The 12,966-nt window shown below is 73.6% G+C and carries 13 protein-coding genes; 3 read left to right on the top strand and 10 right to left on the bottom strand.

From position 1 onward, the window contains the following. Positions 1-11: 11 nt before the first annotated feature. From WD794_07050 to WD794_07020, 7 genes are all read right to left on the bottom strand, one after another. Positions 12-551, bottom strand: a complete 540-nt coding sequence (locus WD794_07050; GenBank protein ID MEX2290065.1) for a Uma2 family endonuclease — start codon at positions 549-551, stop codon at positions 12-14. Positions 552-718: 167 nt separating this feature from the next. Beyond that, entirely contained in the window at positions 719-3,049 is a 2,331-nt protein-coding gene (purL, locus tag WD794_07045) for a phosphoribosylformylglycinamidine synthase subunit PurL (GenBank protein MEX2290064.1), read from the bottom strand. A gap of 23 nt (positions 3,050-3,072) precedes the next feature. Continuing rightward, positions 3,073-3,618: a Uma2 family endonuclease gene (locus WD794_07040; GenBank protein MEX2290063.1), complete on the bottom strand. Its 546-nt coding sequence runs from the start codon at positions 3,616-3,618 to the stop codon at positions 3,073-3,075. Between the two features lie 79 nt (positions 3,619-3,697). Then, the gene (gene purQ / locus WD794_07035; GenBank protein MEX2290062.1) at positions 3,698-4,378 is read right to left on the bottom strand and encodes a phosphoribosylformylglycinamidine synthase subunit PurQ; all 681 of its coding nucleotides are present in this window, start codon (positions 4,376-4,378) and stop codon (positions 3,698-3,700) included. Between the two features lie 35 nt (positions 4,379-4,413). Next, positions 4,414-4,671 carry a phosphoribosylformylglycinamidine synthase subunit PurS gene (purS, locus tag WD794_07030; GenBank protein MEX2290061.1) on the bottom strand — a complete coding sequence of 86 codons (258 nt, stop codon included), beginning with the start codon at positions 4,669-4,671 and terminating at the stop codon, positions 4,414-4,416. A gap of 22 nt (positions 4,672-4,693) precedes the next feature. Further along, a complete protein-coding gene (locus WD794_07025) occupies positions 4,694-6,070 on the bottom strand; it encodes a glycoside hydrolase family 3 N-terminal domain-containing protein (GenBank protein MEX2290060.1) in 1,377 nt (458 codons plus the stop codon). Positions 6,071-6,095: 25 nt separating this feature from the next. Further along, entirely contained in the window at positions 6,096-6,992 is an 897-nt protein-coding gene (locus tag WD794_07020) for a phosphoribosylaminoimidazolesuccinocarboxamide synthase (GenBank protein ID MEX2290059.1), read from the bottom strand. Positions 6,993-7,168: 176 nt separating this feature from the next. Between WD794_07020 and WD794_07015 the strand changes: the two genes are divergently transcribed. The 3 genes from WD794_07015 to WD794_07005 all read left to right on the top strand — a co-directional run bounded on the left by WD794_07015 (position 7,169) and on the right by WD794_07005 (position 9,333). Beyond that, positions 7,169-7,795, top strand: a complete 627-nt coding sequence (locus WD794_07015; protein MEX2290058.1) for a hypothetical protein — start codon at positions 7,169-7,171, stop codon at positions 7,793-7,795. An 82-nt stretch (positions 7,796-7,877) separates the two neighbouring features. Then, on the top strand, positions 7,878-8,450 hold the full coding sequence (locus WD794_07010; protein ID MEX2290057.1) for a sigma-70 family RNA polymerase sigma factor: 573 nt from the start codon (positions 7,878-7,880) through the stop codon (positions 8,448-8,450). Between the two features lie 40 nt (positions 8,451-8,490). Continuing rightward, positions 8,491-9,333 carry a hypothetical protein gene (locus WD794_07005; GenBank protein MEX2290056.1) on the top strand — a complete coding sequence of 281 codons (843 nt, stop codon included), beginning with the start codon at positions 8,491-8,493 and terminating at the stop codon, positions 9,331-9,333. A gap of 14 nt (positions 9,334-9,347) precedes the next feature. On the opposite strand, the gene purB is transcribed toward WD794_07005, so the two are convergent. The 3 genes from purB to WD794_06990 form a co-directional block, all read right to left on the bottom strand. Then, positions 9,348-10,655 (bottom strand): adenylosuccinate lyase, encoded by a 1,308-nt coding sequence (purB, locus tag WD794_07000; GenBank protein ID MEX2290055.1) that lies wholly within the window; start codon positions 10,653-10,655, stop codon positions 9,348-9,350. Further along, positions 10,652-11,977, bottom strand: coding sequence for a phosphoribosylamine--glycine ligase (gene purD, locus WD794_06995; GenBank protein MEX2290054.1), 1,326 nt, complete (start codon positions 11,975-11,977; stop codon positions 10,652-10,654). Before purD ends, purB begins: the two co-directional genes overlap by 4 nt. 354 nt (positions 11,978-12,331) lie before the next feature. Beyond that, positions 12,332-12,859 (bottom strand): Uma2 family endonuclease, encoded by a 528-nt coding sequence (locus WD794_06990; GenBank protein MEX2290053.1) that lies wholly within the window; start codon positions 12,857-12,859, stop codon positions 12,332-12,334. Positions 12,860-12,966 lie beyond the last annotated feature (107 nt).

The following is a 12,966-nucleotide window of genomic DNA, read 5'->3' as shown; positions in this document are numbered from 1 at the left end:
TCTCGCAGGCCTCAGGCGACCAGGTCGGCGAGCCGGAAACGCAGCGGCACCGGTTCGCCCACGTCCACGTCGTCGGTGAACCGCTCGCTCTCGCGGTAGACGTCGCCGTCGAGGCGATACGTCCAGAGCACCTGCTCGTCCGGCTCGAAGCGCCAGAAGTGCGGGATGCCGGCGGATGCGAACTGCGCCGGCTTGGCGACGCGGTCGGTGCTGACGCTGCTCGGGCTCATGACCTCGACCGCGAGCAGGGCCTCGCCCGGCTGGGCGTACTTGCGCTGCAGCGCTTCACGCCGGACGACGAGCAGGTCGGGAGACCGCCAGTTGCGCACATCGAACTCGACGGCGCCAGGGGCCAGGACGCGCCAGTCCCGGCTGACCGTGCCGCGCAGCAGATAGCCGAGCTCGTTGGCGAACAGGTTGTGCGCGTTCGGCGGCGGCGGGCTCACCAGGAGCGTCCCGTCGACGAGCTCGTAGCGGAACGGAGGATCATCGGGCAGCAGCTCGAGGTCCTCGACCGTCCAACCGTCGGGACGGAAGGGGAGAGTGGTCACGGCTGTCATGGTGCTCCTCGGCGGTCGGCATGTCACCACCGTGCCCTGCGGATGGCCCGACAGGGGCACGACGCCGCGGGGTTGTGGAGAACCCTGTCTCCGCGGGAAGCCTGCGTCATGCTGAGAGGAGCACCTGCTGGCGCGCCCAGCATGACGCAAGGCTCAGGTCAGGCGCCGGCGAGCGGGCCGAACAGCCGCGGCAGGGTGCCCTCGTAGGCCTCACGCAGCTGCTCGATCGGCAGCGACAGGACGTCCTGCACGTCGAGCCGGGCCGGGCCACCGGCGCCGTCGGTCACACCGATCCGGCTACAGGGCAGGCCACGGGCGTCGCACATCTCGGTGAAGCGCAGCTCTTCCGAGCGCGGCACGCTCACCAGGCAGCGCCCGGCCGACTCGCTGAACAGCTGTACGAACGGCTCGAGCCCCCCGCTCCCGGAGGCCGCCGGCAGCACGATGCGCGCCCCGATGCCGTGCGACAGGCACGACTCGACGAGCGCCTGCGCCAGGCCGCCGTCGGACAGGTCGTGCGCGCTGGACAGCATCCCGTCCCGTGAACCGGCGACGAGCACCTCCGCCAGCAGTTTCTCCCGCTCCAGGTCGGCCACCGGTGGCCGGCCGCCGAGGTGCCGGTGCTCGGCCCAGGCCCACTCCGAGCCGCCCAGCTCGTTGCGCGTCTCCCCGAGCAGCAGCACCGACTCGCCCTCGGCGGCGAAGCCCATCGGTGTGCGCCGCGCCACGTCGTCGAGCAGCCCCAGCACGCCGACGACGGGTGTCGGGTTGATCGCGGTACCTGCGGTGGAGTTGTAGAAGCTGACGTTGCCGCCCGTCACCGGCGTGGCCAGCGCGCGGCAGCCGTCGGCCAGGCCACGGGTGGCCTCGGCGAACTGCCACATCACCGCCGGGTCCTCCGGGCTGCCGAAGTTCAGGCAGTTGGTCACCGCGATCGGGACCGCCCCGGTCGCGGCGACGTTGCGGTAGGCCTCGGCCAGCGCGAGCTGCGCACCGGCGTACGGATCCAGGCGGGTGTAGCGGCCGTTGCCGTCGGTGGCCAGCGCGATCCCGAGCCCCGACTCCGACAGCCGCACGACGCCCGCGTCCTCGGGCCAGGCCAGCACGGTGTCGCCGAGCACGATCCGGTCGTACTGCTCGACCACCCAGCGGCGGCTGCACAGGTTCGGTGAGGCGACCATGCGCAGCAGCAGGTCCCCCAACTCCTCGGTCGAGGGGTAGGCCGGCAGCGGACCGGCCGCCAGAGCGTCCTGGTCGGCCGGGCGGTCGTAAGGCCGCGCATAGACCGGGCCGTCGTCGGCGAGCGAGCCGGGCGGGACGTCGACGACGACCTCGCCGTGCCACTCGACGACCAGCCGGTCTCCTTCGGTCACCTCGCCGATCGCGGTCGCCAGCACGCCCCACTTCTCGGCGATGGAGAGCACGGCCGGCAGGTTGTCCGGCGTGACGATGGCCAGCATCCGCTCCTGCGACTCGCTCGCCAGCACCTCGTGCGGCTCCATCGAGGCCTCACGCAGCGGCACCCGGTCCAGGTGTGCCCTCATCCCCGACCTCCCGGCGGCGGAGGTCTCCGTCAGCGCGCAGGTCAGGCCGGCGCCGCCGAGGTCCTGGATCCCCTCGACCAGCTTCGCGTCGTACATCTCGAGGCAGGCCTCGATGAGCAGCTTCTCGGTGAACGGGTCGCCGACCTGCACGCTCGGACGACGTGCAGGGCCGTCCGCGTCGAAGGTGGCGGAGGCGAGCACCGACACGCCGCCGATGCCGTCGCGACCGGTCTTGGCGCCGAGCAGCACCACGACGTTGCCGACGCCGCGGGCAGCGCTGAGCTGGATGCGGTCGACCGGCATGACGCCGAGGCAGAGCGCGTTGACGAGCGGGTTGCCCTGGTAGCTGGGGTCGAAGACGACCTCACCGCCGATGTTGGGCAGCCCCAGGCAGTTCCCGTAGCCGCCGATGCCGGCGACGATGCCGGGCAGGACGCGGGCGGTGTCCGGGTGGTCGGCGTCGCCGACGCGCAGCGGGTCCATCACCAGGATCGGCCGGGCGCCCATCGTGAGAATGTCGCGGACGATGCCGCCGATGCCGGTCGCCGCGCCCTGGTAGGGCTCGACGTAGCTCGGGTGGTTGTGCGACTCGACCTTGAAGGTGACGGCCAGGCCCTCGCCGACGTCGACGACGCCGGCGTTCTCGCCCATGCCGACGAGCATCCGGTCGCCCTTGGGGAGTTCGCCGAACTGGCGCAGGTGCACCTTGGAGCTCTTGTAGGAGCAGTGCTCGCTCCACATGATCGAGTACATCGCCAGCTCGGTCTGCGTCGGCCGGCGGCCGAGCACCTCGCGGATCGCGGCGTACTCGTCGTCCTTCAGGCCGAGCTCGCGGTAGGGCTGCTCGAGGTCGGGCGTCGCGGCGGCCCGCTCGACGGTGTCCACGGACGCGCGGCCGGCGGGCAGCGGCCCCGCGGAGTCGTTCTGGGGGGCGTAGGTGCTCACCCGGTCGAGGCTACCGGCGTGGGTCAGCCCAGCAGCTGCGCGAGCGGGAAGTGCAGGGGGAGCGGCTCGTCGACGACCACCTCCTCGGGGAACCTGCCGCTCTCGCGGTAGACGGTGCCTTCCAGGGCGTGCGTGACGAGGACCGGATCGCGCAGCTCGACCCGCCAGAAGTACGGGATCCCGGCCGCGGCGTACTGCGCCGGCTTGCTGACTCGGTCGGCGCTGACGCTGCTCGGGCTCATCACCTCGACGGCGAGCAGCACGTCACCGGGAGCGGCGAGCTCCTGAGCGAGCGCCGCACGACGCACCACCTGCAGGTCCGGCTGGCGGTAGTTGCGGTCGTCGAAGCGGAGCCCTCCGCCGGCGACCACGACCCAGGGCTCCGGCAGCGCCGGGGCCAGCAGCAGCACGAGCTGCGCCACGGTGTGGTCGTGCCGCAGCACGGGTGGAGGGCTCACGACGAGCGCCCCGTCGACGAGCTCGTACCGCATCCCGTCGTCGGGCAGGTCGTACAGGTCAGCAACGGTCCACCCGTCGAGCCGGACCGGCAGCGTCGGCATGGCGCTCATGGTGCTCCTCGCGCGTCGGCATGTCACGACCGTGCCGCCGCGGCCGCCCGACGTCAGCACCGCGTGCGAGACCTGTGGACTACACCTCGACGAGCGCCGTCAGCACCGAGGTGAAGAAGCCGAGCCCGTCGGTGCCGGCGGTGCCGATGAGCTCCTCCACGGCGTGCTCGGGGTGCGGCATGATCCCGACGACGTTGCCCCGCTCGTTACGGATGCCGGCGATGTCGCGGGCGCTGCCGTTGGGGTTGCTGCCGAGGTAGCGCGCGACGACGCGGCCGGCGGCCTCCAGCTCCTCGAGCACCTCCGTCGCGGCGACGTAGTTGCCCTCGCCGTTCTTGACCGGGACCACGATCTCCTGGCCCGACTCGAAGCCGCTGGTCCAGGCCGAGTCGGCGTTCTCGATCCGCAGCCGCTGGTCGCGGTTCACGAAGTGCAGGTGCGCGTTGCGGGTCAGCGCGCCGGGCAGCAGCCCGCTCTCGCACAGCACCTGGAAGCCGTTGCAGATGCCGAGCACCGGCAGGCCGCGACCGGCCGACTCGACGACGCTGGTCATCGCCGGGGCGAAGCGGGCGATCGCGCCCGCCCGCAGGTAGTCGCCGTAGGAGAAGCCGCCCGGCAGGATCACCGCGTCGACGCCCTGCAGGTCGGCCTCGGCGTGCCAGAGGGCGACCGGCTCGGCGCCGGCCAGCCGCACCGCACGCTGGGCGTCGCGATCGTCCAGGCTGCCGGGAAAGGTCACCACGCCGATGCGAGCCGTCACACCGCCGAGGCTACCGGGGGAGGCTGACCGGCAGGTCAGTTCTCGTGGGCGGGACGGACCCGGAAGTCCTCGATCACCGGGTTGGCGAGCAGCACCTCGGCCATCGTGGTGGCCAGCTCCCGCGCGGCCTGCGCGTCGTCAGCCTCGAGATCGAGCTCGACGTGCTTGCCGATCCGGAGCCCGGCGGCCGGCGGCAGGCCCAGCGCCGGCAGTGCGTTGAGCACCGCCTGCCCGGCCGGGTCGAGGATCTCGGGCTTGAGCATCACGTCGACGACGACCCGGTGGACAGCCATGGGCGTCAGGTTAGCGGTCCGCTCACGACGCGCGGGTGGTGAAGCGGAGCACCGGCCCGGGCGGCGCGCAGACGCCCGCCGCGTTGCAGGCCCGCACGCTCCACTCGTACGTCGTGGCCGGCCGCAGCCGTCCCTCCCCGAGCCGGTAGCTCGCCCGGGAGCCCGCCGGCACCGCGACGGCAGCCGCGTTGGCGACGTTCCAGCCGGCCAAGCCCGCGGTGCGTACGTGGAAGCGGGCAGTGAGCGTCCCGCCGACCCGGTCGCGGGCGATGCCGGACAGCGTCGGGGTGAGCGAGGCGCCCGTGGTGCCCTGAGCGGGAGCGAGCGAGATCATCGGCAGCGGCACGTCGGTCGTCCGCTTGACCGCCAGCACGCGCCGCACCGACGCCAGCGCGGCGGCCCGTGGGTAGCTGCCGCGGGTGATGGCGGTCCCGACCGCGTCCACGATCGGCCCGGGGCCCGGTCCCGGGTCGACCAGCACCATGTCGGCGCCGGCGGACAGCGCACGCACGGCCGCCTGCGCCGGGGTCAGCCGCATCCCGACCGAGATCGCCCCCATCGACAGCGAGTCGGTCATGAGCAGCCGCTGGGAGCCGGCCCGTTCGCGCAGGTAGCGGTAGGCGTTGGGCGACAGCGTCGCCGGCAGCCCCTGCTCGGTCAGGCCCGGCACGTTGAGGTGGCCGACCATGACCGCCGGCACCCCCGCCCGGAGCAGGTCGGCGAAGGGCAGCAGGTCCCGCTTCTCCAGCGTGGACAGGTGCGGGGTCGTCGCGGCCCGGTCGTGGGTGTTGGCCGCCTGGCCGTGCCCGGGCCAGTGCTTGGCCACCGGCGCGACCCGTGCGGCGCGCATCCCGGCCTGCCACGCCCCCGCGTACGCGCCGACCGCCGCGGGGTCGGCCGAGAAGGCGCGGTCGGTCTGCTCGATGTACCAACCGCGGATGCCGAGGTCGGTCACCGGCGCGAGGTCCATGTCGACCCCGAGCCGAGCCATCTTCGTGCCGTACGACGCGGCCAGGCTGCGGACCTGCGCCGGGCTGCGGGTGCGGCCGAGCTCCTCCGCCGAGGGCAGCGGGCCGAGCAGGGCGCGCAGCCGCTGCACCCGGCCGCCCTCCTCGTCCGAGGCGACCAGCGGCACGACGTTGCCCGCAGCGCGCAGCCGCTTCAGCCGGACACCGAGATCGGCCGGCGGCCGACCGAACAGCACCACTCCGCCGACGCCGTTGCGCACCCAGGGCAGCGCGTCGTCGGTTCGGCTCATGTCGTAGCCGGCCAGCACCAGCTGGGCGGCCAGCTGCCGGTCGGTCCACGTCGACGGGTCACCGGTGGGACCGGCGGCCTGCGCGGGCGGCGCGGCGAGCAGCGGGACCAGCAGGGCGAGGAGAGGCAGCAGGCGGCGCATGCGCACCACTGTGACAGCCCGCCGGTCAGGCGTCGCGCAGCCAGCCGTCGAAGGAGCTGCCGGTCAGCCGCTCGTACGCCTCGACGTACTTGGTCCGGGTCCGGTCCACCACCTCGTCCGGCAGCTCGGGGCCGGGCGCGCTGCGGTCCCAGCCGCTGCTGTCGAGCCAGTCGCGGACGTACTGCTTGTCGTAGGACGGCTGAGGTCGACCGGGAGCCCAGCCGTCGGCCGGCCAGAAGCGCGAGGAGTCGGGGGTCAGCACCTCGTCGCCGAGCGTCAGCCCGCCGGCGGGGTCGTGTCCCAGCTCGAGCTTGGTGTCGGCGAGCAGGATGCCGCGGGTGCCGGCCAGCTCCGCACCGCGGGTGTAGACGGCCAGCGTCACCCGGCGCAGTTCCGCGGCCAGGTCGGCGCCGACGGCCGCCTCCACCGCGGCGTAGGAGACGTTCTCGTCGTGGTCGCCGGCCGCGGCCTTGGTGGCCGGCGTGAACACCGGCTCCGGCAGTTTCGAGCCGTCGTCGAGCCCGGCCGGCAGTGGTTCACCGCAGATCCCGCCGGTCGTCCGGTAGTCCTTCAGGCCGGACCCGGTGAGGTAGCCGCGGGCGACGCACTCGACCGGGACCATGTCGAGGCGCCGGCAGAGCATCGACCGGCCGCGCAGCGCCTCGGCGTACGGCTGCAGCACGGCGGGGAACTCGCTCGTACGCGCCGTGACCAGGTGGTTCGGCACCAGGTCGGCGAGCTGCCCGAACCACCACACGGACAGCCCGGTGAGCACCGCCCCCTTGTCCGGCACACCGGTCGGCAGCACGACGTCGTACGCCGACAGCCGGTCACTGGCAACGAGCAGCAGGTGCTCGGCATCGACCTCGTACAGCTCCCGGACCTTGCCGCGGGCGAGCAGGGGCAGGGGCAGGTCGGTCACGGTGAGAGTCTGACAGCGAGCCGGGGCGGGTCGCGACCCGGCCGACCGGCTTGCCGCTGGAAGATGTCGCCGCCACCCCGTACCCCTCGTGCCGTCCCCGGCGATGTCCGGTACGAAGGCGCCGTCCGCGCCCCCCACGACACACGTCCCGGCCCAGTCCGGGAGAGGAGAGCCTGATGTTCGAGCTGATTCTGGCGAAGGTCGCCGCCCTCACCACCGCGGCGAAGATCGGCGTGGGTGCTGCCACGGCCGCCTCCGTCGTCGCCGTCGGCGGCGCCGCCGGCGTGGTGCCGGTGCTGCCCGAGAAGGCCGAGAAGCCGGCCGTCGAGCAGGTCTCGGAGGAGCAGGTTCCCGGCGGACAGGTCGAGACCGAGGCTGTCGAGGCCAAGGCAGTCGAGACCGAGCAGGACCCCACCGAGGTGGAGTCCGAGGGCAGTCCCGCCCCGCAGGCCGCCTTCGGCCAGTCGGTCGCGGAGCGCGCGAAGCAGGGTGGCGTCACCGGCAGCGAGATCTCGGCCGAGGCCCGGGACCGCGAGCTTCCAGAGCAGGCGAAGGCCGGGCAGGACAGGGCTACCGAGGGTCAGGCGAACGCCGCCACGGGCGAGCAGAAGGCGGCCGAGGGCCAGGCCGAGCGGGAGCAGGCGTCCACCGTGGAGTCCGGCAGCCAGACCAGCGGTGAGGAGCGCGCCGAGGGCGGCGCCGGCAACGGCGACGCCGGACGCGGCACGGCCGACGACGCTCCCGCCGGCGGGTCCGCCCCCGCCGGCACCCCGGCGGAGGAGCGCGCCACTTCCCGCCGCTGATTCCTCCGGCACCACCTGACCGCACCCTGGGCTCTCCTGGCCCGGGGTGCGGTCGCCTGCGCGCCGGGCAGGCCGGCAGACGATGAGCGCAGCGCGGTCCGGGAGCGGGATCTCCCAGTTCGACGAGGTGCTCCTTGCCGCCCGCCTCGGCGAGGGGTGGGCGCTGACCGCGCTGTTTCACGGCTACGCCGGCCCGGTCGGCGGTTACGTCCGGGCCCGCACCTCCGCCGAGGTCGACGACCTCGTCAGTGAGATCTTCACCTCCGCCTTCACGTCGCTGGACCGGTTCACCGGTGGGGAGGCCGACTTCCGCGGCTGGCTGTTCACCATCGCCGCCCGGCGCGTCGTGGACGACCTGCGCCGGCGGGGGCGCCGCGTGCAGACATCGTTCTACGACCCGGCGGACGATCCCCGTACAGAGGCCAGCGCCGAGGACCGCTCCCTGGACCGGATGGGTGAGCAGTGGGCCCGCGGCGTCCTCGACCAGCTCGTTCCCGACCAGCGCGAGGTCCTCCTGCTACGCGTGCTCGGCGACCTCACCGTCGAACAGGTCGCGGCGCAGCTGGGCAAGACCCCGGGCGCCGTCAAGCAGCTGCAGCGACGGGGCCTCGCTGCCGCCGCGAAAATCGTGCAGGCGCAGGGCGTACCCCTGTGAACGCCGTCGACGATGCCCCTACGAGATGAGACGACACCACATGGACGACGCCACCGCCGAGCGGCTGCTGCGCGGCCGCCCGGTCGAACAGCAGCCGGATCTCGGGCCACTCGCCGCCCTGCTGTCCGAGGTGCGCGCGCTCGGTGACGAATCACCCACGCCGACGACGGCGCTGGCCGCCCTGCTGCGCGACGGCTTCGACCCGGCCTCCGCCCCGCCGGCCGGACCGGCGGTCGTTCCCGGACCACCACGGGTGCGACGACGCCTCACGGCGGTGGCCGGCTTCTCGCTGGCCCTCAAGGTCCTCACCGGCTCGGGCGTCGCACTCGCCGGGGTGACCAGCGCGGCCGCCGCCGGTGTCCTGCCAGGCCCCCTGCAGGACGGCGTCACGAGCGTGATTCGCACGCTGACGCCGTTCGACGTGGCCCCGCGCACGGCACCACCCGCGGCTCCGGAGCCCGCTCCCCCGAGCGAGCTCCCCACGCCCGGCCGGCCCGTCCCCGGGGACACGCCCGATCCCGCACCTGCCCCGCTCGACGCGCCGGTGCGCGCCGCCACGCCGCCGCCGGCCCCGCAGGAGGTGCCCTCCCCGCACGAGGAGCGCCCCGGGCAGCCCGCGCCGGGTCAGTCTCCGCCCGAGCAGCCCACACCCGGGCGAACCGGCCAGCCGGGCTCCACGCCGGTTCAGCCCCCCGGACGTCCGACGGCCGCGCCCGGCCAGCCGGGGAGCGAACCGGCCCCGCGTGGCGGCCGCACCTCTGACGGCACGGGCGACACCGCGAGCAGCGACGGCAGCGCGGGCACGGGCGACACCGCGAGCACCGAACGCATCCCGTCGGGCGAGATGGTGGTCGACCCGGCGCCGAGAAATCCTGAGCCGTAGCGGACCGGTGCGCGCTAGCTCAGCGCCGTCAACCGCGCGAAGACCGGGGCGAGGTGCTCGAGGTAGCGCTCCGGACGGCAGACCTCGTCCAGGCGCGCCTCGTCGAGCTGCTGTCCGGCGGCCTGCGCCTCGGCACTCAGCGTCTCCCGGAACGGGGTTCCGGTCTCCCAGGTGCGCATCGCCGCGCGCTGTACGAAGGCGTAGGCGTCTTCCCTGCTGAGGCCGCCCTCCACCAACTCGAGCAGCACCGTGCTGGTGTAGATGAGCCCGCCGCTGCTCTCCAGGTTGGCCCGCATCCGGTCGGCGTCGACGACCAGCCCGGTCACCAGACGGGTGGTCAGGTGGAGCAGGTAGTCGGTGGCGATGCTCGCGTCGGGCAGGGCGACGCGCTCGGTGGAGCTGTGGCTGATGTCGCGCTCGTGCCAGAGCGGGATGCCCTCCATCACCGGGACGACCTGCGCGCGCACGATGCGGGCCATGCCGGCGATGCGCTCGCTGGCGATCGGGTTCTTCTTGTGCGGCATCGCGCTGGAACCCTTCTGCCCCTTGCCGAACGGCTCCCACAACTCGCGCACCTCCGTCCGCTGCCCGTGCCGCACCTCGAGCGCGAAGGCCTCGCAGACGGTGGCGATCACCGCGAGCGCGCCGACCCACTCGCTGACGCCGTCGCGGATCACGACCTGGGTGGCGGCGGGCGCCGGCGTCAGCCCCAGCTCTGCGGCGACGGCCTGTTCCACGGAAGGGTCGATGTTGGAGTACGTCCCGACCGCACCGCTGATCTTCGCGACGGCGACGGCCTCCCGGGCGCGCCGGAGCCGGTCGCGACTGCGGGCCATCGCAAAGGCCAGGTCGGCGACCCGGTGGCCCCAGGTCGTGGGCTCCGCGTGGATGCCGTGCGTGCGACCCACCTTGACGGTGTCCCGGTGCTCGAGGCCGAGGTCGCGCAGCGCCGCCACCAAGGCGTCGCACTTGGCCAGCAGGATGTCGCTCGCCTCGACCAGCTGCAGCGCGAGCGCCGTGTCCAGCAGGTCGCTGCTCGTCATCCCGAAGTGGACGTACGCCGCGGCCTCCCGCGGCTCGGTGTTGTCCGCCCACGCCGACAGGAACGCGATGACGTCATGCTGGGTCACCGCCTCGATCTCCGCGACCGCCTCGGGGGTGGGTGGGGCTGCGGCCCGGACCGGCGCCACACTGTCGGCCGGCACCACGCCCGCAGCGGCGTGCGCCTCCAGGACGAGCACCTCGACCGCGCACCACAGCTCGTACTTGTGGGCCTCGCTCCAGACCCGCCCCATCTCGGGCAAGGTGTAGCGCTCGATCACAGCGGGACTCCTCGGTGGGGCGGGCGGCGGGGCACCACTGTCCCATCGCCGGCCGGTCCGGGGACGAGGACCTGGCCCGCCGTCGCCCGCAGAGCGATGTCGGTACGCCAGTGCGCACCGCGCAGATCGACCGCCGCGATCCCGCCGTAGGCGCGGCGGCGTGCCTCGTCCAGCGTCGGCCCGACAGCCGTCACCGACAGCACCCGCCCTCCCGAGGAGACGACGCGGTCGCCCTCGCGGCGGGTCCCGGCGTGCAGCACGTCGACCTCCGGCGGCACGTCCCGCACCGCGACCTCGTCACCGTTGACCGGTGACGCCGGGTAGCCCTCAGCGGCCACCACGACCGTCACCGCGGCCCCGGCCCGCCACTGCAGCGGCCCCACCGTGGAGAGCCGCCCGGTCGCGCAGGCGTGCAGCACCCCCGCCAGTGGCGTCTCCAGCAACGCGAGCACCACCTGCGTCTCCGGATCGCCGAAGCGGCAGTTGAACTCGATCACCTGCGGTCCGCTCGACGTCAACGCGAGCCCGGCGTAGAGCAGTCCGGTGAACGGGGTGCCGCGGCGTGCCATCTCGTCCACGACCGGCTGGAGCACCTCGCGGTGCACCTGCTCGACGGTGCCGGCCGGGAGCCAGGGCAGCGGCGCGTACGCCCCCATCCCTCCGGTGTTCGGACCCTCGTCGCCGTCGCCGACCCGCTTGAAGTCCTGGGCCGGCAGCAACGGCACGACGGTCGTCCCGTCGCAGAGGGCGAACAGCGACACCTCGGGCCCGTCGAGGAAGGCCTCCACGACGACGGCGGAGCCGACCGAGGAGAGCACGTCACGGGCGAACGCCTGCGCCGCCGCGAGGTCGCTGCCGACGTGCACGCCCTTGCCGGCGGCCAGCCCGTCGGCCTTGACGACGTACGGCGCCGGTGCGGCGGCCAGGTACTCGGCGCACTGTCCCGCGTCGGTGAACAGCTCGGCCGCGGCGGTGGCGACGCCGGCCGCGCGCATCACCTGCTTGGCGAAGCTCTTGCTGCCCTCGATCCGGGCTGCCTGCGCCGACGGGCCGAAGCAGGCGATGCCGGCATCCCGCAGGGCATCGGCCACCCCCGCGACCAGCGGGACCTCCGGGCCGACGACCACGAGGTCGGCACCGACCTCCTGTGCGAGGGCGGTGACGGCCGCTCCGTCGTCCACGGTCAGCGGGCGGTTCTCGGCCAGCGAACCGGTGCCGGCGTTCCCGGGGGCACAGACGAGGTCGGTCACGGCAGGGTCACGCGAGAGCGCACGGAGCAGGGCGTGCTCGCGGGCACCGGAGCCGAGGACGAGGATCTTCACGAGATCGACGCTAACGTGCAGGCGCGATCCACCACTCGCCGGACGCGCTGTCCGGCGTTCTCGGTGCCAGCCCTGTTCATGGATCAGGCGCTGCTGGCGCCGAGATCGAACGGGCGGCTGACCGGAGCAGCGCGAATCAGCCGGATGCTTGCGCTGGAGTGTCGGGTCAGCGACTCGCGCATCGACATGTGCCGCGCAGCGGCTGTACAGCAGGGGTCAACTTTTCCTGATGCTTGACCTGTGGTGTACACCGCCCGACAGCACACAGCCCATTGTGGAGCGGCGCGCTGTCCCCATGACCAAGCAGTCACCGTCACCGGGCGGCCTTACACGTGCGCCCAGACTGTCGGCCCGTCAGGCGGGGCAGTCCCGGGGCGGCCAGTCGATCGCGCCTGCCACCTCCGCCGTCGTCATCCCGAGGACGTCCGAGCGGTTCCGCTCGGCCTGCCCGTCCTGCAGCGCGAAGCAGCGCACCGAGCGGTCCTGCCAGTCGACGACCAGCAGCTCCCGCACGCCGCGCGCGGTGTAGAAGCCGAGCTTGTCGAAGGTCATGTCGTCGGGCGAGAGCACCTCGACGACCAGCAGCGCCGTGTCGTGCCAGACCCCTGGGGGGCCGGGCAGCAGCCCGGCGTCGGGGATGCGGAAGTCGTCCGGGGCGCCCAGGTTGAAGGTGACGACTGCCCGTACGCCGAGACGCCGCGCTGCCGGCTTCAGGAGCGCGAAGAGCTCCCCCTGCACCACGCCGTGGTTGGAGTGCGGGTCGGGCGCCACGACGTACCGCCCCTCCCACACCTCGTCGAAGCGGTCCGCACCGGCTCTGCGGCGGCGCTCGAGGTACTGCTCGAGCTCCGGCGGCCGGGGACCGCGGATGATCGTCGTCATCGCTGCTCCTGCCACGGAATCGACGGTAGGGCACGCCGGCGGCGCCGCATCAGCGTCGTCCACACCGCGAGCGCCGTCCACAGCACCGTCGCCCACGTCGGTCCGGA

This window comes from Mycobacteriales bacterium, from assembly GCA_040902655.1.
Lineage (GTDB): Bacteria > Actinomycetota > Actinomycetes > Mycobacteriales > SCTD01 > SCTD01.
This window is presented reverse-complemented; position numbering and strand designations above follow the sequence as displayed.